The following is a 22,044-nucleotide window of genomic DNA, read 5'->3' on the forward strand; positions in this document are numbered from 1 at the left end:
CTGTACCCATCGGGTACGGTGTTCCTACATCGGGAACACTGTTCCCAACTTTACGGAGGCAGCCATGAACCAGTACCCGGTCGTCATCGCAGGTGGCGGCACTGTCGGCCTGGCCACCGCGGTGTTCCTCGGACACCACGGCGTCCCGTCGCTGGTCGTCGAACGGCGAGCCGAGCCGTCCAACCATCCGAGAGCGCTCGGGATAAGCCCGCGCACGCTGGAGTTCTTCCGCGAGGCCGGGATTCGCGACGCCGTGGACGCGGTCGCGGTGCGCTCGACCGAGCTGTGGAAGGCCAACGTCCGCACCGTCGCCGAGATCGACCGCCGCGGCCACCGACCGAAGCCGCACTTCGACCGCACCGAGTCGCCGGAAGCCACCCGCGGGCACTACCCGCAGGACCTGCTGGATTCGGTCCTCCTCCCGGCTGCGCGGGAACGCGGCGCGACTGTCGAGTTCGGCGTCGAAGTCACCGGTGTCGAGCAGGACGACGATGGTGCTTCCGTCGCGCTCTCCGACGGCCGAGTCATCCGGACCGACTACCTGGTGGGTGCTGACGGGGCGCGCAGCGCGGTCCGCGGCCTGCTGGGCATCAGCACGACCGGACCGGGCGAGATCGGCGACACGACGGTCAACATCCTGTTCAACGCCGACCTGGTGGGTCACTTCGGTTCGATGCCGGTGATGACCGAGATCAGCCACCCCGAAGCGCCGGGGATGCTGTTGGCCGTCGGCGAGCGGCGGTGGGTGCTGCACGTGGTCTCACCCACCGGGGAGAACTTCTCCAAGGAGCGTTGCGCCGCCTTGGTCCGCACGGCCATCGGTGCGGACGTACCGGTCGAGATCGTCAACCCGCTGCCCTGGCGGGCGAACGTGCGCATGGCCGACGAATTCCGGGCGGGGCGGGTCTTCCTCGTCGGTGACGCCGCGCGCACCATCTCCCCGCTGGGCGCGTTCGGCCTGAACACCGGCCTCGCCGACGCGCACAACCTGGCCTGGAAGCTCGCCATGGTGCTTCGCGAGCAGGCAGGCGACCGGCTGCTGGACAGCTACCACGAGGAACGGCACGCCGTCGCCGAGCTGGTGACGCAGCAGGCGCTGCTGCGCCGCGAGAATCCCGCGCCGCACTGGGATCCGGCGGCGGTGGCCGAACGTGCCGCGGTGGGCATGTGGAACGCACCGGTGGTGCTCATGGGCTACCGCTACGACTCCTCGGCAGTTGTCGACCCGATCACCGCGGTTCCGTCCACCGAGGACGTCGTGGCGAGCCGGGACGGGGCGCCCGGATCCCTGCTGCCGCACCGGTGGCTGGACGGCAACACCTCCACGCTCGACCTCCCCGAGTCCCGGTTCGCGGTGCTCACCGGTCCGGCTGGTGAACCGTGGCGCGAAGCGGCGCAACGCGTGGCGGCGGCCCGCGGACTCGAGGTGCGCACCGCTCGGCTCGACGCGGAGTGGGCGAGTTCGGTGGGAATCGACGACGGCGGAGCGCTGCTGGTGCGCCCGGACGGCTTCATCGCCTGGCGCACCGATCAGAACGCCGACGACGCGGTGCTGGACAAGGTGCTCGCCGCGGTCACCGGCCGCTGATGCCCGTGAGTGCTTTGGGGTGCTATAGAGGCTGTTTTGGATCTTGGGTTGGGTGGTTGTGATATGGGCTCAAGATCATCACGGGTGGGGCTCAGGGGCTGAAAAGCAGGGCGGGTTCTTGTTATCGCTGAGGTTGTCTAAGCCTGCGATCACAAGAACCCGCCATGCCATTGAACCCTGTACCTGTCGCCGTCGATCGGCGGGGGTGCCGCTGCACGTGCGGCTGTTGGACCCGCCGACGCCGCTACGCCTCGGATCTCACCGATGCCCAGTGGGAGATCCTCAAACCCCTGCTCCCGGCACCGTTGACCACCACCGGGCTGGGTGGACGGCCGGAGAAACACTCCCGCCGCACCATGATCGACGCGATCTTCTACGTGGTGGACAACGGCAACAAATGGCGCAACCTGCCCGCCGATTTCCCGCCCTGGCAGACCGTCTACGGCATGCTGCGCCGCTGGTCCCGCAATCTGGCCACCCATCACCTCCTCGACACGCTGCGCAGACGGCTGCGCACCGCCCTGGGCCGCAACGCCCGTCCCAGCGCCGGCTGCATCGACTCCCAGTCGGTGCACAAGACCGCCGAGGCCACCGTGCCCCGCCACAGCAGCGGGTTCGACCCCCACAAGAAAGTCAACGGCCGCAAACGCCACATCGTCACCGACACCCTCGGCCTGCTGGTCTCCGTGGTGATCACCCCCGCCAACGTCCAGGACCGCGACGCCGCCTGGCCCGCACTCCACGGAGCCGCCTCACGCGGACTCACACACGTCTGGGCCGATCAAGGCTACGAAGGACCCCTCACCGAACACGCCAACAACGTCCTCGGCCTGACCGTGAACATCGTCTACCGACACCCCGGACAGAAAGGCTTCCAAGTCCTGCCTCGCCGCTGGGTCGTCGAGCGCACCCTGGCCTGGATCAGCCGACGACGACGCTGCGCCCGCGACTACGAACGCCTCCCCGAACACCACGCCACCATCGTCTGCTGGGCCGCCATCATCCACATGACACGCAGACTCGCCCGCCTACCACACACCACCCAACAAGATCCAAAACAACCTCTATAGCCCCACAAAGCACTCACGGGTCGATCACGACTCAGCGAGGATGGCCAACGCTTCGGGGATCGAGTCGACGACCGGGCGGCCGGTCTTCTCCAGCGCCGCGCGGCTGGTCACGCCGGTGGTCACCAGCACGCACTGCGTTCCGGCCTGCTCGGCCGCGTGGGCGTCGTCGAGGACGTCGCCGATCAGCACCACGTCGCGGGCGTCGAGCTCCTGCGCGGCCAGGTGGCGGCGCAGGTGCTCGGCCTTCGAACCGCCGCCGACCTCCGCGCGCAAGCCGTCGACGCGCGCGAACAGCTCGTACAGGCCGCGAGCCGTCACCAGGTCGACGAGCTCGTCGTGGAACCACATGGACAGCAGCGACTGGCTGCGGCCGTCCTTCGCCCAGTCGTGCAAGGCATTCGGAACACCCTTCGCCAGACCGCAGGTGTCCAGCAGCTCGCGGTACGCATCGTGGTAGAGCACGTCGATCCGAGCCCAGTCCTGGTCGTCCAGCGACCGGCGCAGCAGGCGCTCGTAGCACTGCAGCAGCGGGCGGCTGAAAACCGCGCGCCACTCGTCGATGTCGATGTGCTCGCGGTCGAACTCCGCGCAGACGGTGTTCACCGCTGTTACCACGGCGTGGTTGTCGTCCAGGAGAGTTCCGTTCCAGTCCCACACGATGTGCCGAGTGCCGGCGAGAGTCGTCATGGCTGGCGACTCTACGAGTCGGCAGCGACGTTCCAGTACCGCCATCCCGATCTGAGAGACGGCCCACACGCGGCCGGATCGGATCCGCTCGTGCCGACCCGGTTCATGACCTCCAGCAGCGGCCCGGATGTCGTGGCACGTCAACTGCTTCCGAGCAGGACGACGCTGGCGATGACGATCCAGGCCGCCCAGCCGAGCCAGCCGATCAGGCCGGTCACCGCGATCCGGTTCGTGCCGTCGGCGTTGTACGGACTGGCCGATGATGAGACGAACAGCAGCGCGGCACTGGCGTAGCCGAGCCAGGCGTGCCAGCTCGGGATGAACCCGACGCCCGACCCGGCTGCGCTGAAGCCCAGCAGGGCGATTGCCAGGAAGACCTGGTTGAAGCCGAACAAGACGTTGCTCAAGGCCCACAGGCCCGCGACCGGGTCACCGTTCTTGGCCGCGGCCGCCATGCCGAAGCGGAGCGCCTCCACCACCACGAACGTCGCGTTCTGCATGAGGACGCCGGCGAAGCCGACAAGCGCCCACGCGTCCGTTCCCGGTTCGCCCCGCCACAGCTCCGCGAGCAGTCCGGCGGCGAAAACCGTGGTGCACAGCCAAGTGGCAGGCGCGACCACCGAGGGCTTCTTCAACCGGTCGCCGACCGCGGCCAGCGAACCGGTGACCGCGGCCAGCGACTGGCCCGAGTTCGGCATCGGGAGCCCGGCGCGGACGTAGACGACGTTGATGACGATGGCCAGCAGGACGAACCCGATGCCTCCCGCAGCCGCCAGACCAGCGATGTTCACCGCAGCACCCCATTTCAGTTAACGCACCCTATAATCAATGTAGAGAGCGTTGGATGGAGGCGCAATCATGGGAGAAGAGACCGGGCGACGCCCGTACAACTCATTGCGCCGCATGGCGCAGGCGCACCGGACGCGGACCGAGATCGCCGACGCCGCGCGCCGGCTGTTCGTCGCGCAGGGCTGGGCGAGCACCACCGTGCGGGACGTGGCCCGCGAAGCGGGCGTCTCGGTGCCGACCGTGTACGCGACCTACAAGAACAAGACCGGACTGGTCTGGGCGCTGGCCGAATCGGCCGACATCGCCGCGGACCTGCCGCGGCAGATCGAGCAGCTGGAATCCTCCAGCGATCCGCGGGAGCACCTGTCCGCGATGGCCGGCTACGACCGGCGGCTGTTCGAGCGCTCCGGCGACCTCATCGCGCTGATCCGCGAAGCCGGGAAGACCGAACCCGAACTCGCCGACCTCTACCGGCAGGCGCGGCAGGCCGCCGACCGGACCCGCGTCCAGGTGTTCTCCAGCTGGCCCGACGGCACGCTCCGGCCCGGCCTGGACATCCCGACCGCCGTCGACTGCTACGCCGCGCTGTGCAACATCGACGTCTACGCAACGCTCGTCGCGGAGCGGTCCTGGTCGCCCGAACGGATCGAGCAGTGGTGGGGCGACGCGCTCGCCCGCGAACTGCTGAACCAGCGAGGATGACAGAAGCGGCAGCCGACCAGAAGCCGACTGCCGCTACGGGGAATTGCTCGTGCTCACGGAGTTTCGAGATCGGGGTCCGGGGATTCGTCTCCGGAGCGCTCGATCTCTTCGCGCACCACGCGGTACGCGAGACCTTCGGAGTAGCCCTTGCGGGCGAGCATGCCGACCAGGCGACGCATCTTCGTCGTGTAGTCGAGCGAGCTCATGGAGCGGAGCTTGCGCTGCACGAGCTCCCGGGCTCGCTCCGCTTCCACATCGGAGTCCACAGTGGATAGCGCCGCTTCCACCAGGTGGCCGTCGACGCCCTTGCGGCGCAGTTCGAAACCCAGCGCCTTGCGCCCCAGGCCCTGGGTGCGCTGACGCGAGTGCACCCACTCCTCGGCGAAGGCGGCGTCGTCGACGAGGCCCGCGTCGACGAACTTCTGCAGCACGCCGTCGGCGACGTCCTCGTCGATTCCCTTGCGCAGCAAGGACTGGCGCAGCTCGCCGCGGCTGCGCGCACGTGCCGCCAGGAGCCGGTACACGATGTCGCGCGCCTGCTGCTCCGGGGTCTCGGGCTTGCTCCGCTTCGGTTCCGCGGCCTCTCCCCGAGCCGCTTCTTCCGAGCGGGTGTCGTCGGGGAAGCGGTTCCGCGCACCGCTCCCCCGACGCCTACCACTGTCGTTCATCCGCACCAGCGCTTCAGGATCAGAACTCGACCGGAGCCGGTTCGGCGTCCTCCGCGTCCAGCGTCGCGCCGATGCCGAGCTTCTCCTTGATCCGCTTCTCGATCTCGTTGGCGACGTCCGGGTTCTCCCGCATGAACCGGCGGGCGTTCTCCTTGCCCTGGCCCAGCTGGTCGCCCTCGTAGGTGTACCAGGCACCGGACTTGCGGATGATGCCCTGCTCGACACCCATGTCGATCAGCGAGCCCTCGCGGCTGATGCCGACGCCGTAGATGATGTCGAACTCGGCCTGCTTGAACGGCGGCGCGACCTTGTTCTTGACCACCTTGACGCGGGTCCGGTTGCCGACCGCGTCCGAGCCGTCCTTGAGCGTCTCGATCCGGCGCACGTCCAGCCGCACCGAGGAGTAGAACTTCAGCGCCTTACCACCGGTGGTGGTCTCCGGGGAGCCGAACATCACGCCGACCTTCTCGCGGAGCTGGTTGATGAAGATCGCGGTGGTCTTGGCGTTGTAGAGCGCGGAGGTCAGCTTCCGCAGCGCCTGGCTCATCAGCCGGGCCTGCAGACCCACGTGGCTGTCGCCCATCTCGCCCTCGATCTCGGCGCGCGGCACCAGCGCGGCCACCGAGTCGATGACGATGATGTCCAGCGCGCCGGAGCGGATCAGCATGTCCGCGATCTCCAGCGCCTGCTCACCGGTGTCCGGCTGGGACACCAGCAGCGCGTCGGTGTCGACCCCGATCGCCTTGGCGTACTCGGGGTCCAGCGCGTGCTCGGCGTCGACGAACGCCGCGGTGCCGCCGAGCTTCTGCGCGTTGGCCACCGCGTGCAGCGCGACCGAGGTCTTACCGCTGCTCTCCGGGCCGTAGATCTCCACGATCCGGCCGCGCGGCAGGCCGCCGATCCCGAGCGCGACGTCGAGCGAGATGGAACCGGTCGGGATGACCTCGATCGGCGCGCGGGTCTCCTCGCCGAGTCGCATGACCGACCCTTTGCCGAACTGCTTGTCGATCTGGGCGAGCGCCAGCTCCAGCGCCTTGCCCTTGTCCGGTGTCGCTGCTGCCATCGGGGTCCACCTCGGTCGAGTCGTTCTTCGTCGTCGTTGTTCAGTTCAGACGCTACGGGCAGGGACCGACAATCCGGCTGCGGGGTTCGCCGACTTCGATCCCGTTGCCCCACCATCTTAGGCGAACGGATGTTCGATCACCCGCCCGACACGCCAGTCGCGTCACCTGGTCGTGTGACGGTGCGATCAGTCCGGCCCAGGTGGACACTCGGAGCACCACCCGACGTTCGCCCGACCGGCGACCCGAGGAGGAGGTGCCGACCGTGCGCATGGACCGCTACCTTCCGCCGGACCACCCGCTCAGCCGGTTCTATCGGATGGCGGCGGCCGTCTTCGGCGCCTGCCTGATGGCCTTCGGCGTGCTGGGCGTGGCCAACCGGGTTCCGCTGTTCACCACCAGCGGCATCGACGTCCTCGGGCTGTCCAGCAACGGCCTGCTGGCGGTGGTCTCGATCGTCGTCGGCGCGATCCTGGTCTGCGCCGCCGCCTGGGGCGGGCCGGTGGCCTCCACCACCACCGCCGTGATCGGCGTGCTGTTCTTCCTGTCCGGGCTGATCAACCTCGGGCTGCTCAACACGCCATGGAACCTCTTCGCGTTCAAGCTGCAGAACGTGGTGTTCAGCCTGGTCGCCGGGCTGGTCCTGATGTTCTTCGGGTTCTACGGCCGGGTCAGCGGCGGCCTGCCGCCGGACAACCCCTTCGTCCGCTACCGGCACCACGAACCGCCGGAGGAGGTCCCCGAGCAGCGGCTGGCCGACGAGCAGCGGATCGACGAGCTCACCCCGCTGGCCAGGGACGAGGTCGCGATGGCCGAGGGGCACCCGACCCGGGAGCAGGCACGGCGGTTGCGCGCCGAGGCCGTGCGGCACATGGAGGAGGAGCGACGCCGCGCCTACGCGCACTACCTGGACACCGGGCCGACCCCGGAGCAGCAGGTCAGCGCCCAGAACCTGTGGGCCGACTTCGAAACCCCCGACCAGACCAGGCCCGCTCGCGAGCCCGGTCCCGAACCGGGAGGACGCGATTCCCGTTGAAATCGCGGGCGTTCCGCGCGGGATCAGCGGCGTTCGGGAGGTACCTCGAAGGCTTCGCAGACCGCCTGCCAGACCTCTTTGGTCGTCACCCCGGCTTCCAGCGCCTGGTCGACGGTGCGCCCGCCGAGCGACGAGAAGACGTGGTCCTGGGCCAGCATCTCGGCGCGGACCCGACCGAATTCGGCGGCCATGCGTTGGCGGAAAGCTGTGTGGCGCATCGCCCGCCAGCCTACGCGCCGCCGGTACGCTGGTGGCGTGCTGCTCCTGATGCAGGCCGATCCGACGGGTCTGTCCACCCCGCTCGGCAAGGTCGTGATCGCCCTCGGACTGCTGGCCGCGATCGTCGTCGCGGTGCGGTTCCTGTGGGACCAGCGCAACCGCCGCTGACGGTCAGGCCAGCCCCGGCTGGACGGTCTTCTCGAAGGTGTCGGCCAGGTCCTCCGGGCTCAGCTTCAGGTCCTCGTTGGGCTGCAGCAGCATGCCGACCAGCGGGCGGTCCTCGACGGTGAACACCAGGGTGCCGAAGTCGATGCCGGTGACCGCGCGGTAGCTGCCGGACAGCCCGTTGCCGGTCCAGTCGGCCTCCACCTGGTCGCTGTGCACCCCGTTGAAGGACAGCAGCAGGTCGGCCCGCGCGGCCGCCGCCTCCTGCGAGTCCAGCTGCGTGTAGACGATCTGGGTGCCCTCGTTCGGGTTGCCGATCGAGCAGGACACCACTGTGCCGCTGAGCTCCCGCAACCCGGGCATGATCCGCTGCCAGCCGGGCGCGCAGTTGGCGCGTTCCGGAACGCTGCCCGCGAAGTTGCGCAGGCACGTGGTGAAGCCCTTGTCGTCCCGGGCACCGGGCTGGAAGCACTCGGACGCGCTCGGCGCCGGCGAGCCGCCGCTGACGCGCACCACGATCGCCACCACGGCGACGAGCACCGCGACGGCGGCGAAGGCGCCCAGGCCGATCAGGAGGTTGCGCCGGGAGCCCGGATCGGCCGGCGGCGGCACCGGCTGCGGCGGGGCGACCGGGCGGGTGCGCACGGTGTCGGGCTCGCGGTAGCCGACCGGGGCCGGCGCCGGGGCCGGGCGGATGTCGTTGGTCCACATCGCCGCGCCGTCGCGGGCCACGTGGTGCGCGCCGAGTGCGACCGCGGTCTCCGGCTGGTCGAGCGTCGTCGGCACGACCCGCAGCTGCTCGCCGATCAGGCTCGCGACCAGCGGCAACCGGCTGGAACCGCCCACCAGGTAAATACCGGCGAGCTGCTCGGGCGCCATGCCGTTGGAGCGCAGCACCGAGGACAGCAGCTCGACGCTGCGCAGCATGGTGGGGCGCACCAGGCCTTCCAGCTCCGCGCGGGTGATCAGCACGTCCTCGAACGGCTCGGGCATCGGCACCTCTGTCTGCGGGTGCCGCGACAGCGTCTCCTTCGCCGCCCGGACGTCCTCGATCAGGGCGCGCTGGGCGCGGCGGTCGGTGGTGGTCTCCGGCCGCAGCAGGTGCTGCCAGCGCTGCGGGTCCTTGTTGGAGACCTGCCGCCCGACGTGCTCCAGCAGCGCCTGGTCGACGTCCAGACCGCCGAGGTCGCCGAGGCCGTCCTCGGCGAGCACCACGAACCCGTGCTGGCTGGCCCCCACGATCGCGCAGTCGAAGGTGCCCGCGCCCAGGTCGTAGACGGCCAGCACCTGGCCGTTGCCCAGCGCCCGGTCGGGGAACGACGCGAAGTGCGCGGCGGCCGCGACGGGTTCGGGCACCAGGACGAGGTTGCAGCTGAACCCGGCCAGCCGCGCCGCCGACAGCAGCACGTTGCGCCGAACCGTGCCCCACTGCGCGGGGTGGGTGAGGCGGACCTCGTCTGGCTGCGCGCCGCCGAGCTGACGGGTCGTCTCCTCGGCGACCCGGTGCAGGACGGCGGCGAGCGCGTCGGTGACCGTGACGACGTTGTCGCCGAGCAGCAGGGTGCTCTCGTCGACGCGGCGCTTCGGGTTCGGTTCGAACCGGGACGGGTCCAGCCTGGCGCGGCGTTCCGCGTCGCGGCCGACGACGAGCCCGCCGTCCTCGCCGGCGAACACCGCCGAGGGCATGGTCGCCGATCCGTCCACCTCGATCACGCGCGGTGGCCGCCCGTGCGCGGCCAGCACCGCCACGGTGTTCGACGTACCGAGATCCACCGACAGGACGCGCACCCGTCCCCCTCCCAGCTGAGAAGACCTTCCCGCACGGGAATGCTGCCATGCAGCGTCCGCGCGGGAGCACCGATCCCGGCCATTGACGTTCTCCGCGGCCACTTCGGACGGTCTCGGCGCCGCGCTGTCGGGCCGTTGGTCCAGCATGGAGGGGTGCGCGATGTGCTGGACACCTTCTCCCCCGCGACCCGCGACTGGTTCCGCGGAGCCTTCGCCGCGCCCACCGAAGCGCAGCGCGGGGCGTGGGAGGCCATCGCGGCGGGCGAGCACGCGCTGGTCGTCGCGCCGACCGGTTCCGGCAAGACGCTCGCGGCCTTCCTGTCCGCGCTGGACAAGCTGGCCGTCGAAGGTGCGCCCGCGGAGGCCAAGCACCGCTGCCGGGTGCTCTACGTCTCGCCGCTGAAGGCGCTGGCGGTCGACGTGGAGCGCAACCTGCGCGCGCCGCTGGCAGGCATCCGGCAGGCCGCGCAGCGCCGCGGCAGCGCCCCGCCGGACATCACCGTCGGCATCCGCACCGGAGACACCCCCGCCGACCAGCGGCGATCGTTCAACCGGACGCCGCCGGACGTGCTGGTGACCACGCCGGAGTCGCTGTTCCTGCTGCTGACCTCGGCGGCGCGCGAGTCGCTGCGCGGGATCGAGACGGTGATCGTCGACGAGGTGCACGCGGTGGCGGGCACCAAGCGCGGGGCGCACCTGGCGCTGTGCCTGGAGCGGCTGGACGAGCTCCTGCCGACGCCCGCGCAGCGCATCGGGCTGTCCGCGACGGTCCGGCCGGTCGAGGAGGTGAGCACCTTCCTGGCCGGTGGGCGGCCGGTCCGCACCATCCAGCCCGCGCACCCGAAGGAGGTCGAGGTCCGCGTCGAGGTGCCGGTGCCGGACATGGCCGAACTGGGCGCCTCCAGCGGTGACGGGGACGATCAGAAGCCGTCGATCTGGCCGTCGGTGCAGGAGCGGATCCTGGAGCTGATCCGGCAGCACCGCTCGACCATCGTGTTCAGCAACTCCCGGCGGCTGGCCGAGCGGCTGACCGCGGGGATCAACGAGCTGGCGGCCGAGGAGGAGCTCGAACCGGCGACGCGGTTCCCGGCCGAGGCGGTGGGCGGTTCCGGGGTGGCCGCCGGGGCACCGCCGGTCATCGCCAAGGCGCACCACGGCTCGATGTCCAAGGAGCAGCGCGCCGTGGTCGAGGAGGAGCTCAAGTCCGGTCGGCTGCCCTGCGTGGTGGCCACCTCGTCGCTGGAGCTGGGCATCGACATGGGCGCGGTCGACCTGGTGGTCCAGGTCGAGACGCCGCCGAGCGTGGCTTCCGGGCTGCAGCGCATCGGACGCGGTGGGCACCAGGTCGGCGCGGTCTCGCGCGGCGTGGTGTTCCCGAAGTTCCGCGGCGATCTCGTCGGGTGCGCGGTCGTGTCGGAGCGGATGGCCGACGGGTTGATCGAATCGATCGCCTTCCCCCGCAACCCGCTGGACGTGCTGGCGCAGCACGTGGTGTCGATGGTCGCGATGGATCCCTGGCACCTGCCGCAGCTGGCCGCCGTCGTGCGCCGCGCCGCGCCGTTCGCCGGGTTGCCCGATTCGGCGCTGAACGCGGTGCTGGACATGCTGGCGGGCCGCTATCCGAGCGAGGAGTTCGGCGAGCTGCGGGCCCGCATCGTCTGGGACCGGGTCAACGACGAGCTGCGCGCGCGGCCGGGTGCGCAGCGGCTGGCGGTCACCTCGGGCGGCACGATCCCCGATCGCGGCCTGTTCATGGTGACCACGCCGGGCGAGGACGCCGCGGGCAAGGGCGGCGTGCGCGTAGGCGAGCTCGACGAGGAGATGGTCTACGAATCGCGGGTGGGCGACACGTTCCTGCTCGGCACCTCGGCGTGGCGGGTGGAGGACATCACCCACGACCGGGTCGTGGTCACGCCCGCCCCCGGTCAGCCGGCCCGGATGCCGTTCTGGAAGGGCGATTCGCCGGGCCGGCCGCTCGAACTGGGGCGCGCGCTCGGCGCCTTCGTCCGCGAGCTGACCGGCGCGGACACCGCTGCCGCGCGGGAGCGGATCGCGGCCGCCGGGCTCGACGGCTGGGCGCAGGACAACCTGCTGTCCTATTTGGACGAACAGCGGCGGGCCACCCGGCACGTGCCCGACGACCGGACGATCGTGGTGGAGCGGTTCCGCGACGAGCTCGGCGACTGGCGGCTCGTGGTGCACTCGCCGTTCGGTGCGAAGGTCAACGGCCCGTGGGCGCTGGCGATCGGGGCGCGGATCCGGGAGCGGCGCGGCATCGAACCGCAGGTCGCCTCCTCCGACGACGGGATCGTGCTGCGGTTGGCCGACGCGCTGGACGACTCCGGCGTGGAGGTGCTGCCGACCGCGGAGGACGTGCTGCTGCCGCCGGACGAGGTCCAGCAGGTGGTGACCGACGAGGTCGGCGGCTCAGCGCTGTTCGCCGCTCGTTTCCGGGAGTGCGCGGCGCGGGCGCTGCTGCTGCCGCGACGCGATCCGCGTCGCCGCTCCCCGCTGTGGCAGCAGCGGCAGCGGGCGGCGCAACTGCTGGCGGTGGCAGCGCAGTACGAGCAGTTCCCCATCGTGCTGGAGGCGATGCGGGAATGCCTGCAGGACGTCTACGACCTGCCCGGGTTGACCGAGCTGATGTCGCAGGTGGCCGCACGGAAGGTGCGGGTGGTCGAGGTCGAGACCCCGACGCCGTCGCCGTTCGCGCGCAGCCTGCTGTTCGGCTACATCGGCATGTTCCTGTACGAGACCGACGCGCCGCTGGCCGAGCGGCGATCGGCCGCGCTGAGCCTCGACTCGACGCTGCTGGCCGAACTGCTCGGTTCCGAGGCGCTGCGGGAACTGCTCGACGCCGAATCCCTGGCGGAGATCGAGGGGCAGCTGCAACGGCTCGACCCGGACCGGCACGCCCGCGATGCCGAAGCCGCGGTGGATCTGCTGCGCTTCCTCGGCGATCTGTCCACCGAGGAGGCCGAGACCCGGGGCGTGCGCCCGGAATGGCTGGGCGAGCTCGCCGAACAGCGGCGCGTGCTCAAGGTGCGCATCGCCGGGCAGGAGCGCTGGATCGCGGTCGAGGACGCGGGCAAGGTCCGCGATGCGCTCGGTGTCGCGCTGCCGGTGGGAGTGCCCGAGGCGTTCACCGAGCCGGTGGCCGATCCGCTGGGCGACCTGCTGATCCGCTACGCCCGCTGCCGCGGGCCGTTCACCGCCGATGCGGCAGCTCAGCGCTTCGGCCTCGGCGTGGCCGTGGTGCACGGCGTGCTGGACCGGCTGACCGGCACCGGACGGCTGGTCCGCGGTGAGCTGCGGCCGCTGGAAGCCGGTGGCGGACGGGCGCTGGAGTACTGCGACGCCGAGGTGCTGCGGCGGCTGCGGCGGGCTTCGCTGGCCCGGCTGCGCGCGGAGGTCGAGCCGGTCGAACCCGCAGCGCTGGGACGGTTCCTGCCCGCCTGGCACGGCATCGGTGCGCGGTTGCGCACGGCGCCGACGGTGGACGACGTGTACTCCGCCGTCGAGCAGCTCGCCGGTGTCCCGGTCCCGGCCAGCGGCCTGGAGTCGCTGATCCTGCCCGCGCGGCTGCCCGGCTACTCCCCCGCGCTGCTCGACGAGCTGACCGCGACCGGCGAGGTCACCTGGGTCGGCTCCGGCGCCTTGGCAGGCGGGGACGGCTGGATCGCGCTGGCACCCACCGATGTGGCCGACCTGCTGCTGCCGGACCTGCCCGAGGAGCCCGGCACCGACTCTCCGCTGCACCGGGCGGTGGTGTCCGCATTGGACGGTGGGGCGCTGTTCTTCCGGCAGCTGGCCGACCGGGCCGGGGCGCTGCTGCTGGAGCAGGACGAGAGCGTTCCCGCAGATGACGCGGTCACCTCCGCGCTGTGGGATCTGGTCTGGTCCGGCACGGTCACCAACGACACGTTGGCGCCGTTGCGGTCCCTGGTGTCCGGACGCGGCGCTGCGCACAAACCGCGCCGCAGTGCACCGCGCGGCCGTTATGCGCGGCTGCGCGCGGGACGTCCGTCGATGCCCAGCCGGAGCGGCCCGCCCACCGTCTCCGGACGTTGGTCCCTGGCACCTCAGCCTTCGAGCGAGCCGACGCGGCGTGCGCACGCCCGCGCCGAAGCATTCTTGGAGCGGCACGGTGTGCTGACCCGCGGAGCGCTGGACATCGAGCGCGTCACCGGCGGGTTTTCCGCTGTGTACAAGGTGCTTCGGGCGATGGAGGAGTCCGGGCGCTGCCGTCGCGGGTACGTCGTCGAGGGGCTCGGGGCCGCGCAGTTCGCGGTGCCCGGCGCGATCGACCGCCTGCGGGCGCTGTCCCGCGACGAAGGCGCGGGTGACGCCGTGGTGCTGGCCGCGGCCGATCCGGCTCAGCCGTACGGGGGCGCGCTGGACTGGCCCGCCGTGATGGGCGAAACCCGGCACCGGCCGGGGCGCAAGGCGGGCGCGCTGGTGGTTCTCGTGTCCGGGGAGGCGGTGTTCTACGTCGAGCGGGGCGGGAAGTCGCTGCTGTCGTTCACCGAGGACGAGTCCGCGCTGCGCGCGGCCGCGGGCGGGCTCGCGCGTGTCGTCCGCGATGGCTGGTTGGAACAGCTCTCGGTGCAGCGCGCCGACGGCGAAGGCGCGTGGGGATCACGGCTCGCGGCGATCCTCACCGAGGCAGGATTCCGCGCCACGCCGAAAGGTCTGCGTCTACGCGCCTGACGCTTGCGGTGCCGCGCTCGGGAAGTCGTGATGATCGGTATCGAAAGCGGCGCGTCGAGCGATAACCCGGGCATGGAAACGCACCAAGTCGTGCTGTTGGCAATAGCGTTCGCCGCAGGTGGCTTCACCCTGCGGCGCCTCGTGCGGCGGCACGGCCGGCAGGGCGGCTGGCACTTCTCAGGCCTCGTCTCCATTGCCGCGCTGGTCGGCGTCCTCGCCTACTACGCGGCGTACACGGTCATGGTCTTGGTGCTGGCGCTCCTCTTCATCATCGCCTGAACGCCGGACGCAGCGCTGCGACTTCAACACGAGAGCGCCCCGGGAAAATCGAGCATTTCCCGATCGCCGAGCGAGCGCTGCTCGATACTCGGGCCGTGAACCCGTACTCGATCTCGCTGTTCGCCATCGCACTGGCGGCGGGCGGGTGGACCTTCCACCGCAAGGTGCGACGGCACGGCTGGCGGAACGGCCGACGCCTCGTCGGCGCGATCACCAGCTCCGCACTGGTCGCGGTCCTCGTCTTCTACGCGGCCTTCCTGATCTCGATGCTGCTGCTCGCAGCGCTCTTCTCCCTCTGGGAGTGATCGATCGTCGCGCCGGAAAGCCCGGCCTCGCGCAGGAACAAGGCCGGGCCGTCCACTCCGGAGCACGGTGCGAGCAACCGATCGCACTTGCGGTGCAACGGTTTCCGCGCCGCGATCAGCGCGTGGCGAGCTGGAGCAGCCCCCACAGCTGGGCCACCGCGTCCGGATCGCCGCTGATCTCCACCGCTCGGTTCGGCAGCCGACCCCACATCCAGAGGTAGACCGCCGCCGCATCACCGCCCACCACCGCATCCGGCGTCGTGGCCGCCACGTCGTCCGAGCCGACCACGGCGGTTCCGCGCTGATCCGCGGTGACCAGCCAGTTGCGGCCGGCCACGTGCACGCCCACCGAGCTGGCACGGCTCGCCGTGATGCCGAGGGCCTGCAGCCGGTGGCCGAACCACACCCGCAGCGCCTCGTCGACGCCGTCGGCCGCCACGTCGGCTTCGATCTCGGTCCGCGCCACCCCCGCGGCGGTCTGCACGTCCACCCGGTGCACCGTGGTCGCGTGCAGCATCCGGCGCAGCCAGAACCGCACCTCGTGCTGCTCCGGCCACCAGGTCGGGCACGGGTCGTGCGGTGGCCGGGAACCGAACTCCGCCAGCAACCCGGCCAACCGGACCGCGAACCGGCTGGTCACCTCGCGCAGCTCGGGCCGCTCCGGCAGCTGCCACGGCCGCTCGACCTCCGCCGACCCCAGCCAGCACAGCACGTCCTCGCACAGATCGCCCAGGTGCCGGACGGTCTGCCCCAGCGTCCGCCCGGAAGCGCTCCACACCGGCGCGTCCGGATGCGCATCGTGCGTCGCCGCGGTGAGCAACTGCGCCTCGATGCCGAGCAGGTCCAGCATCCGCCCGTAGTCCAGTCCCAAGTCAGTGCCGTTCACCGCGCCACCCCCAACAAACTCCGCCCGACTATGTCCAGGAATTCCCGGCTGCGCGCCAACAGGGCGTCGGCGTCGAGCCAGGTGATCGTCGGCGCCCCGGCCTCGGCGGCCGCGCGCCGGTCCGATCGCGCCGCGAAGTAGGCCGCCCACTCCCGCAGTTCGGGGGCGGCCCCGGTTAACAGCGTCCACACGCTGGCCGGCCGGCTCCGCTCGCGCTGCCAGGAGCGGGCCACCACCACCGCGGTGGCCGCGCGCAACGCGGCCACGTGGGCGGCCGCGTACCGCTCACCGGGCCGGTCCGCCTGCTCCGCTTCGTGCAGGCAGGTTCGGGCGTTGAGCAGCAACGACAGCGAACCCGCCGGGGTTTCCGCCTCGGGGGTCGGGCCCTGGTCCTCCACGGAGCTCCGCGGAGCGGGAATCGAGAGATCGGTGGAAAAAGACATCGGCGCTCTCCTCTGCAACGACGAAGCCGTCCACGCCCACCCGGGCACCGCGCGCTGCCCGGCGTCCTTCGCCGGCCAGCAGGTCCGAGGCGGCAGGCCCGGCGGCGGAGTGCTTCCCCCACCCCACCGCCGGACCTTGCGTTCGAACTGGAGTCCATCGAACCCGTGTTCGAACATCTCCAGATTAGCGCGCTTGGGCGATCGACTCAAGCAATGCGCCGTAGCTCACCTGTTCGAGGCACTACCAGGGAAGATGATCACCCGAAGGGACGAATCGAACACCCGGTGACCGCCTCGCCACCCGGAGGGCACGCCAGGAACGACCGCGCTCCCGGAACCGGCTAGTGTTCGGCCGTGACCGCCGCCCCGCCACCCCGCTGTGACCGGATCGCCGAGCTGACCGCCGACCAGTTCCAGGCCCGGCTGCCCGAAGCCCTGCAGATCTACGTGACCGCGATGGGCTACCCGCCCGCCACCGCCCAGCAGCGCGCCCCGATGTGGTCGGCGCACATGCAGCGCGCGGGCTGGCGCTGCATCGGCGCGTTCAGCGAGCAGGACCAGCTCATCGGCATCGGCTACGGCTACCTCGGCGCCCCCGGCCAGTGGTGGCACGAGCAGGTCCGGCGCGGCCTGCTCAGCAGCGGCGCGGAGATCGGCGACTGGCTGGACGACTACTTCGAGCTGACCGAGCTGCACGTGCACCCGGCCGGTCAGGGCGCGGGCATCGGCGAGCGGATCCTGCGCCAGCTGCTGACCGGCGCACCGGGCAACAAGGTCCTGCTGTCCACCCCGGAGGGCCCGACGCGCGCCTGGCGGCTGTACCGCCGGGTCGGCTTCACCGACGTGCTGCGCAACTACCGGTTCACCGGGGATCCGCGCCCGTTCGCGGTGCTCGGCCGCTCGCTGCCGCTCGAAGAGCGCTGATCCGATCACACGTACGGGGAAAAATCCGAAGCTCTTTCACGAAATCCTTGCCGATCACCCAGTGATCGTCTTCACTGCGTTACCAGCAGGTAGCGACGGTGGAGGTGCCGATGGGCCGGGTGGGAGTGCTCCGCAGAGCGGGCGGGATCGCGTTGTCGGTGTTGGCGGGGCTCTCCTTGAGCGCCGGCCCGGCGGCGGCCGACGAACCCGTGTACCAGCACTACGTCGCCCTCGGCGACTCGTTCACCTCCGGCCCGCTGATCCCGTGGATGCGCCTGGACCCGCTGCTGTGCGGGCGGAGCACGAACAACTACCCGGCGCTGCTGGCGCGCGAGCTCGAACCGGCGGAGTTCACCGACGTCAGCTGCGGCGGCGCGGACACCACCGACATGACCAGCGCCCAGGACTGGTACACCGGACCGCAGTTCGACGCGCTCACCCCGGAAACCGACCTGGTCACGCTGGGCATCGGCGGCAACGACTCGAGCGTCTTCGGCGACGTCATCGCCACTTGCTCCGCTCTGCGCGCCACCGACCCGGTCGGCTCGCCGTGCCGCGAGCACTTCGCCGTCGACGGCGGTGACGACCTCGAGCGGCGCATCGAGATCACCGGGCACCGCGTGGCGGAAGTCGTGCGCGGCGTGCAGGAGCGCTCACCGCAGGCCCGGATCCTGGTCGTCGGCTACCCGCGCATCGTGCCGCCCAGCGGGTACTGCCCGGACATCATCCCGATCGCCGACGGCGACTACAGCTACGCCGACGAGATCGAGCAGCAGCTCAACGCCGCGATCGCCGGCGCGGCCGAACGCACCGGCGTCACCTTCGTCGACACCTACGGCCCGTCGCTGGGCCACGACGCCTGCGCCACCGGCGGCGCGGCCTGGATCAACGGCCAGCACCTGAGCCCGGTGGCGGCGCCGTACCACCCGTTCGCATCGGCGATGGCCGCGCAGGCCAGCATCATCGCCGACGTCCTGGACGGCGAGGCCCCGAACGTCGTCGAAGCCGAGCGAGCGGCCGAACGCGCCGCGCGCGAAACCGAGCACGCCCCGGCCCAAGCGGCGGCCCGCGCCCAGCTGACCGAGCACGCACCCTGGTGAAGCGTGCGGGGCACCCGCAACGGGTGCCCCGCACTCCTTCTCAGAGCCTCGCGAGCTGTTCGCGGAGGGTGTCGAGGCCCATGCCGCCCATGCGCAGGGCCGTCGTGTGGAACTCCTTGACGTCGAAGTTCGCGCCGTGGCGCTGTTTCGCGTCGTCGCGGGCTGCGCGCCAGAGGCGCTCGCCGAGCTTGTAAGACGGGGCCTGGCCGGGCCAGCCCAGGTAGCGGTCGATCTCGTCGCGGACGTGCTGCGGATCGGTGATCGTCCGGTTCAGCATGAACTCCAGGCCCAGCTCCGGCGTCCAGCGCTCGCCCTCGTGGAAGCCGGTGCCCGCCGGGATCTCCAGCTCCAGGTGCATGCCGATGTCGACCACCACGCGCGCCGCGCGGAACAGCTGGTCGTTGAGCATGCCCAGCAGGTCGCCGTCGTCCTGCAGGTAGCCCAGCTCGCGCATCAGGCGCTCGGCGTAGAGCGCCCAGCCCTCGCCGTGGCCGGACACGAAGCAGGCCAGCCGCTGGAACTTGTTCAGCCGCTGCGCTTCGTGCACCGCGGTCGCCACCTGAAGGTGGTGCCCGGGGACGCCCTCGTGGTACACGGTGGACACCTCGCGCCAGGTCGGGAAGTCCTCCTTGTCGGCGGGCACCGACCACCACATCCGGCCGGGCCGGGAGAAGTCGTCGGTGGGCCCGGTGTAGTAGGCGCCGACGCCGCCGCCCGGCGGGGCGATGCGGCACTCCAGGTCCATCAGGGCGTCCGGGATGTCGAAGTGCGTCCCGCGCAGGTCCCGCAGGGCCTGGTCGGACAGCCGCTGCATCCACTCCTCGAACGCCTGCTGGCCGCGCACCTGGTAGCGCGGGTCAGCGTCGAGCACCGCGGCCGCCTCGGCCAGCGTCGCGCCCGGCTTGATCCGGTTCGCGATCTCCTTCATCTCCGCCTCGATGCCGGCGAACTCCGCCCAGCCCCACTCGTAGGCCTCGCGCAGGTCCAGCCGGGCGCCGGTGAAGTACCGCGACCACAACCGGTACCGCTCCTCGCCGACGGCGTCCTTCTGCGGCGCCTTCGGCAGCAGGTCGCCGCGCAGGAAGTCGGCGAGCCCGGCGTAGGCCTCGGCCGCCGACTCCGCCGCCGCGTCGAGGTCGCGGCGCAGCGATTCGTCCACGCCCTCGGCGCGCGCCACCATCGCCGCGAAGAACGACTGACCGCCGCGCCCGGACCAGGTGTCGCACTGCTCGGCGACCTTGGTGACCTGCCGCACCGCCGAGACGTTGCCGTCCGCGGCCGCCGACAGCAGCCCGGCGCGCAGGCCCAGCAGCGCCTCGGGCACCACCGACAGCCGGCGGGCGATGGTGTGCCACTGCTCCGGGGTGTCGGTCGGCATCAGGTCGAAGACCTGCCGCAGCTCCTGCGCGGGCGAGGCGATCACGTTCAGCGCGGACATGTCCGCACCGATCTCGTGCAGCTCCAGGTCCAGCCCCACCCGTTCGGTGAACACCGCCTGGGCGATGCGCTCCGAGTCGTCGCGCGGCTCGGCGGCCTCCACCGCCGCCAGGCTGCGGCGGGACAGCTCGGCCCGGGCCCGGTGCCCGTCCGGCGAGTAATCGGTCAGTTCTTCTTCGCCACCTGGCACACCCAGGTAGGTCGCGGCGATCGGGTCGAGCGCGGCCAGCTCGTCGACGAACCGGTCGCTGATCTCGTGCACGCCGTCGTGGTCAACTCCCATGCCCGCCACGCTATCGCGCGCGATCGATGAGCACGCCACTGCGACGAGAGGGGTTTCGCGGTCGGCAAAATCGGCCGCCGGATGCGAAGATCGCCCACGTGGAGGCCACTGGACCGCGCCGCCGCGCGGCATCGCTGCTGGTGCTGATCACCGTGCTCGGCACGCTGCTCAGCGGATGCCTGCGCGTCAACGCCTCGCTGAACGTCTCCGGGGAGGACCTGGTGTCCGGCGACGTGCTGGTGACCACCGAGGCCCTCGACGGGCAGGTCCCGTTCGAGCTGCGGCCCCCGGAGGCGCTGGCCGACCGGGTCGAGATCGTGCCGTTCCGCGCCGAGAACCGCGTCGGTTCCCGGCTGTCGTTCCACGACCTGAGCTTCGCGGAGGTCGAGACGCTCGCCGGCGCGCTGAGCCAGTCCGACTCGCGGTACCGGCTGAACCTGTCCCGCTCCGGCTCGCTGGTGATCGTCGACGGCTCGGTGGACCTGACCCCGCTGGCCGACACCAATTCCGCGGTGGACCTCAAGATCAGCGCGCCGGGCGAGATCACCAACACCAACGGCCAGGAATCGGCGGGCACGGTGACCTGGGCGCTGGAGCCGGGCACGGTCACCGAGCTGTCGGCGATCTACCAGTACTCGAACTCCTCGGGCGGCGACTGGATCGGCTGGGCGCTGCTGGTCGGAGCCCTCACCCTCATCGCGGCCGCGCTGGTGGCGGTGCTCGCCCTGCGCACCCACCTCCGCAACCGCGCAGAGCAGAACGTCTGACCGTCAGAGGCCGAGGTCGGACACCACCTGGCGCGTCGCTTTGGAGCGGTTGAGCGTGTAGAAGTGCAGCGCGGGCACGCCTTCGGCGATCAGGCGCTCGCACAGGCGGGTCACCACCTCCACCCCGGCCCGCCGGAACCCGGCCGGGTCGTCGGCCAGCGGGAGCAGCCGGTCGGAGATCGCCGAAGGCACCGGGACCCCGGCCAGCTCGCCGAACTTCGCCAGCACCCGCGGCGTCGTGATCGGCATGACGCCGGGCAGCAGCGGCGCGTCGCAGCCGCGCGCGGCCAGCCGGTCGCGCAGCCGCAGGAAGTACTCCGGTTCCAGGAAGAGCTGGGCGATGGCGAACCCCGCCCCGGCGCGGATCTTGCGGACCAGGTGGTCGGCGTCGGTGTCGAGGTCGGCCGAGCGCGGGTGCCCGTGCGGGAAGGCCGCCACGCCGACGCAGAAGTCGCCGAGGTCGCGGACCAGCCGCACCAGCTCCTCGGCGTACTCGAGCCCCTCCGGGTGGCTGATCCACTCGCCGTTGGGGTCGCCGGGCGGGTCACCGCGCACCGCGAGCACGTTGCGCACTCCGGACGCGGCGTACCAGCCGATGACGTTGCGCAGCTCGGCCACCGAGTGGTCGACAGCGGTCAGGTGCGCCATCGGGGTCAGGGTGGTCTCCTGCGCGATGCGCCCGGTGGTGCGGATGGTGCGGTCCCGGCTGGAACCGCCCGCGCCGTAGGTCACGGACACGAACGCCGGGTCCAGCGGCTCCAGCTCGCGCACCGCCCGCCAGAGGACGCGTTCCTCCTCGTCGTCGCGCGGCGGGAAGAACTCGACCGAGAAGGTCGTCCGCCCGTTCCCCAACCGGTCCACCACCGTCATAGGAGTCAGAATAGAAGGCTGCCTGACGAACTCAGCCTGCGTGGCGGTGCGGGTGGCGGAACCTCTCCGGGATCCCGGACTGATGTATGTCCGATACACGGCGCTCGGGCTGTCCTCGCCAGGCGAACGCTGAGAACCCGCGGCGGTGCAAGCGCCGAGGGTGGGCTAAACGCCTCCGGCGTTTCAAGAACGAGGAGTTCCCGGCTACGCTCCGGAGTCCTCCCAACGACTGGGAGCGAACCGGTAGCCCGGGCAGCCGAAGCCGAA

At 71.2% G+C, this 22,044-nt stretch carries 21 protein-coding genes; 11 read left to right on the forward strand and 10 right to left on the reverse strand.

All coding sequences use genetic code 11. The features are described from left to right. The first annotated feature begins 64 nt into the window (after positions 1-64). Together ATL45_RS03320 and ATL45_RS03325 are read left to right on the forward strand one after the other, a co-directional pair. Positions 65-1,588: an FAD-dependent monooxygenase gene (locus tag ATL45_RS03320; RefSeq protein ID WP_093157389.1), complete on the forward strand. Its 1,524-nt coding sequence runs from the start codon at positions 65-67 to the stop codon at positions 1,586-1,588. 164 nt (positions 1,589-1,752) lie between these two features. Next, complete coding sequence (locus ATL45_RS03325; RefSeq protein WP_211841166.1) at positions 1,753-2,658, forward strand: IS5 family transposase; 906 nt, start codon at positions 1,753-1,755, stop codon at positions 2,656-2,658. A 24-nt stretch (positions 2,659-2,682) separates the two neighbouring features. On the opposite strand, the gene ATL45_RS03330 is transcribed toward ATL45_RS03325, so the two are convergent. Continuing rightward, positions 2,683-3,345 carry an HAD family hydrolase gene (locus tag ATL45_RS03330; RefSeq protein WP_093158776.1) on the reverse strand — a complete coding sequence of 221 codons (663 nt, stop codon included), beginning with the start codon at positions 3,343-3,345 and terminating at the stop codon, positions 2,683-2,685. Positions 3,346-3,485: 140 nt separating this feature from the next. Next, entirely contained in the window at positions 3,486-4,136 is a 651-nt protein-coding gene (locus ATL45_RS03335; protein ID WP_093158779.1) for a hypothetical protein, read from the reverse strand. 67 nt (positions 4,137-4,203) lie between these two features. Between ATL45_RS03335 and ATL45_RS03340 the strand changes: the two genes are divergently transcribed. Continuing rightward, positions 4,204-4,836 carry a TetR/AcrR family transcriptional regulator gene (locus tag ATL45_RS03340; protein ID WP_093158781.1) on the forward strand — a complete coding sequence of 211 codons (633 nt, stop codon included), beginning with the start codon at positions 4,204-4,206 and terminating at the stop codon, positions 4,834-4,836. 53 nt (positions 4,837-4,889) lie between these two features. On the opposite strand, the gene ATL45_RS03345 is transcribed toward ATL45_RS03340, so the two are convergent. Both ATL45_RS03345 and recA read right to left on the reverse strand, forming a co-directional pair. Then, complete coding sequence (locus ATL45_RS03345) at positions 4,890-5,504, reverse strand: regulatory protein RecX (protein ID WP_093158784.1); 615 nt, start codon at positions 5,502-5,504, stop codon at positions 4,890-4,892. Between the two features lie 19 nt (positions 5,505-5,523). After that, positions 5,524-6,567, reverse strand: a complete 1,044-nt coding sequence (gene recA / locus ATL45_RS03350; protein ID WP_093158786.1) for a recombinase RecA — start codon at positions 6,565-6,567, stop codon at positions 5,524-5,526. Between the two features lie 254 nt (positions 6,568-6,821). Between recA and ATL45_RS03355 the strand changes: the two genes are divergently transcribed. After that, entirely contained in the window at positions 6,822-7,601 is a 780-nt protein-coding gene (locus ATL45_RS03355) for a DUF4383 domain-containing protein (protein WP_246025143.1), read from the forward strand. A gap of 23 nt (positions 7,602-7,624) precedes the next feature. On the opposite strand, the gene ATL45_RS03360 is transcribed toward ATL45_RS03355, so the two are convergent. Further along, positions 7,625-7,819: a DUF3046 domain-containing protein gene (locus tag ATL45_RS03360; RefSeq protein ID WP_093158789.1), complete on the reverse strand. Its 195-nt coding sequence runs from the start codon at positions 7,817-7,819 to the stop codon at positions 7,625-7,627. Between the two features lie 37 nt (positions 7,820-7,856). On the opposite strand from ATL45_RS03360, the gene ATL45_RS39940 reads away from it, so the two are divergent. Further along, a complete protein-coding gene (locus ATL45_RS39940) occupies positions 7,857-7,988 on the forward strand; it encodes a hypothetical protein (RefSeq protein ID WP_256258584.1) in 132 nt (43 codons plus the stop codon). A 3-nt stretch (positions 7,989-7,991) separates the two neighbouring features. Here ATL45_RS39940 and ATL45_RS03365 read toward each other — a convergent pair whose 3' ends face one another. Beyond that, positions 7,992-9,773, reverse strand: a complete 1,782-nt coding sequence (locus ATL45_RS03365; RefSeq protein WP_093158791.1) for an Hsp70 family protein — start codon at positions 9,771-9,773, stop codon at positions 7,992-7,994. Positions 9,774-9,926: 153 nt separating this feature from the next. On the opposite strand from ATL45_RS03365, the gene ATL45_RS03370 reads away from it, so the two are divergent. The 3 genes from ATL45_RS03370 (at position 9,927) to ATL45_RS03380 (ending at position 15,067) form a co-directional block, all read left to right on the forward strand. Continuing rightward, positions 9,927-14,483 (forward strand): ATP-dependent helicase, encoded by a 4,557-nt coding sequence (locus ATL45_RS03370; protein ID WP_093158794.1) that lies wholly within the window; start codon positions 9,927-9,929, stop codon positions 14,481-14,483. A 30-nt stretch (positions 14,484-14,513) separates the two neighbouring features. Continuing rightward, a complete protein-coding gene (locus tag ATL45_RS03375) occupies positions 14,514-14,762 on the forward strand; it encodes a hypothetical protein (protein WP_093158797.1) in 249 nt (82 codons plus the stop codon). A 95-nt stretch (positions 14,763-14,857) separates the two neighbouring features. Then, positions 14,858-15,067, forward strand: a complete 210-nt coding sequence (locus tag ATL45_RS03380) for a hypothetical protein (RefSeq protein WP_093158799.1) — start codon at positions 14,858-14,860, stop codon at positions 15,065-15,067. Between the two features lie 115 nt (positions 15,068-15,182). Here the strand turns inward: ATL45_RS03380 and ATL45_RS03385 are convergent, their stop codons facing one another. Next, positions 15,183-15,953, reverse strand: coding sequence for a maleylpyruvate isomerase N-terminal domain-containing protein (locus ATL45_RS03385; RefSeq protein WP_246025144.1), 771 nt, complete (start codon positions 15,951-15,953; stop codon positions 15,183-15,185). Then, complete coding sequence (locus ATL45_RS03390) at positions 15,950-16,396, reverse strand: SAV_6107 family HEPN domain-containing protein (RefSeq protein ID WP_093158802.1); 447 nt, start codon at positions 16,394-16,396, stop codon at positions 15,950-15,952. The genes ATL45_RS03385 and ATL45_RS03390 overlap by 4 nt, the downstream gene beginning before the upstream one ends. 354 nt (positions 16,397-16,750) lie before the next feature. On the opposite strand from ATL45_RS03390, the gene ATL45_RS03395 reads away from it, so the two are divergent. Then, positions 16,751-17,320: a GNAT family N-acetyltransferase gene (locus ATL45_RS03395; protein WP_093158806.1), complete on the forward strand. Its 570-nt coding sequence runs from the start codon at positions 16,751-16,753 to the stop codon at positions 17,318-17,320. A 110-nt stretch (positions 17,321-17,430) separates the two neighbouring features. Next, entirely contained in the window at positions 17,431-18,420 is a 990-nt protein-coding gene (locus ATL45_RS03400) for an SGNH/GDSL hydrolase family protein (RefSeq protein ID WP_093158808.1), read from the forward strand. A gap of 40 nt (positions 18,421-18,460) precedes the next feature. On the opposite strand, the gene ATL45_RS03405 is transcribed toward ATL45_RS03400, so the two are convergent. Further along, entirely contained in the window at positions 18,461-20,140 is a 1,680-nt protein-coding gene (locus ATL45_RS03405) for a DUF885 domain-containing protein (protein WP_093158811.1), read from the reverse strand. Positions 20,141-20,238: 98 nt separating this feature from the next. Between ATL45_RS03405 and ATL45_RS03410 the strand changes: the two genes are divergently transcribed. Next, positions 20,239-20,907: a DUF3153 domain-containing protein gene (locus tag ATL45_RS03410; RefSeq protein WP_093158813.1), complete on the forward strand. Its 669-nt coding sequence runs from the start codon at positions 20,239-20,241 to the stop codon at positions 20,905-20,907. A 3-nt stretch (positions 20,908-20,910) separates the two neighbouring features. Here the strand turns inward: ATL45_RS03410 and ATL45_RS03415 are convergent, their stop codons facing one another. Next, positions 20,911-21,777 carry a methylenetetrahydrofolate reductase gene (locus tag ATL45_RS03415; RefSeq protein WP_093158816.1) on the reverse strand — a complete coding sequence of 289 codons (867 nt, stop codon included), beginning with the start codon at positions 21,775-21,777 and terminating at the stop codon, positions 20,911-20,913. Positions 21,778-22,044 lie beyond the last annotated feature (267 nt).

The organism is Saccharopolyspora antimicrobica, from assembly GCF_003635025.1.
In the GTDB taxonomy this organism is placed as follows: Bacteria; Actinomycetota; Actinomycetes; order Mycobacteriales; family Pseudonocardiaceae; genus Saccharopolyspora; species Saccharopolyspora antimicrobica.

What these genes read in the sequence shown, in the direction of transcription:
- ATL45_RS03320 (WP_093157389.1), top strand. Translation starts at nt 65, where the DNA reads ATGAACCAGTACCCGGTCGTCATCGCAGGTGGCGGCACTGTCGGCCTG.
- ATL45_RS03325 (WP_211841166.1), top strand. Translation starts at nt 1,753, where the DNA reads ATGCCATTGAACCCTGTACCTGTCGCCGTCGATCGGCGGGGGTGCCGC.
- ATL45_RS03330 (WP_093158776.1), bottom strand. Translation starts at nt 3,345, where the DNA reads ATGACGACTCTCGCCGGCACTCGGCACATCGTGTGGGACTGGAACGGA.
- ATL45_RS03340 (WP_093158781.1), top strand. Translation starts at nt 4,204, where the DNA reads ATGGGAGAAGAGACCGGGCGACGCCCGTACAACTCATTGCGCCGCATG.
- ATL45_RS03345 (WP_093158784.1), bottom strand. Translation starts at nt 5,504, where the DNA reads ATGAACGACAGTGGTAGGCGTCGGGGGAGCGGTGCGCGGAACCGCTTC.
- recA (WP_093158786.1), bottom strand. Translation starts at nt 6,567, where the DNA reads ATGGCAGCAGCGACACCGGACAAGGGCAAGGCGCTGGAGCTGGCGCTC.
- ATL45_RS03360 (WP_093158789.1), bottom strand. Translation starts at nt 7,819, where the DNA reads ATGCGCCACACAGCTTTCCGCCAACGCATGGCCGCCGAATTCGGTCGG.
- ATL45_RS03375 (WP_093158797.1), top strand. Translation starts at nt 14,514, where the DNA reads ATGATCGGTATCGAAAGCGGCGCGTCGAGCGATAACCCGGGCATGGAA.
- ATL45_RS03390 (WP_093158802.1), bottom strand. Translation starts at nt 16,396, where the DNA reads ATGTCTTTTTCCACCGATCTCTCGATTCCCGCTCCGCGGAGCTCCGTG.
- ATL45_RS03400 (WP_093158808.1), top strand. Translation starts at nt 17,431, where the DNA reads ATGGGCCGGGTGGGAGTGCTCCGCAGAGCGGGCGGGATCGCGTTGTCG.
- ATL45_RS03405 (WP_093158811.1), bottom strand. Translation starts at nt 20,140, where the DNA reads ATGGGAGTTGACCACGACGGCGTGCACGAGATCAGCGACCGGTTCGTC.
- ATL45_RS03415 (WP_093158816.1), bottom strand. Translation starts at nt 21,777, where the DNA reads ATGACGGTGGTGGACCGGTTGGGGAACGGGCGGACGACCTTCTCGGTC.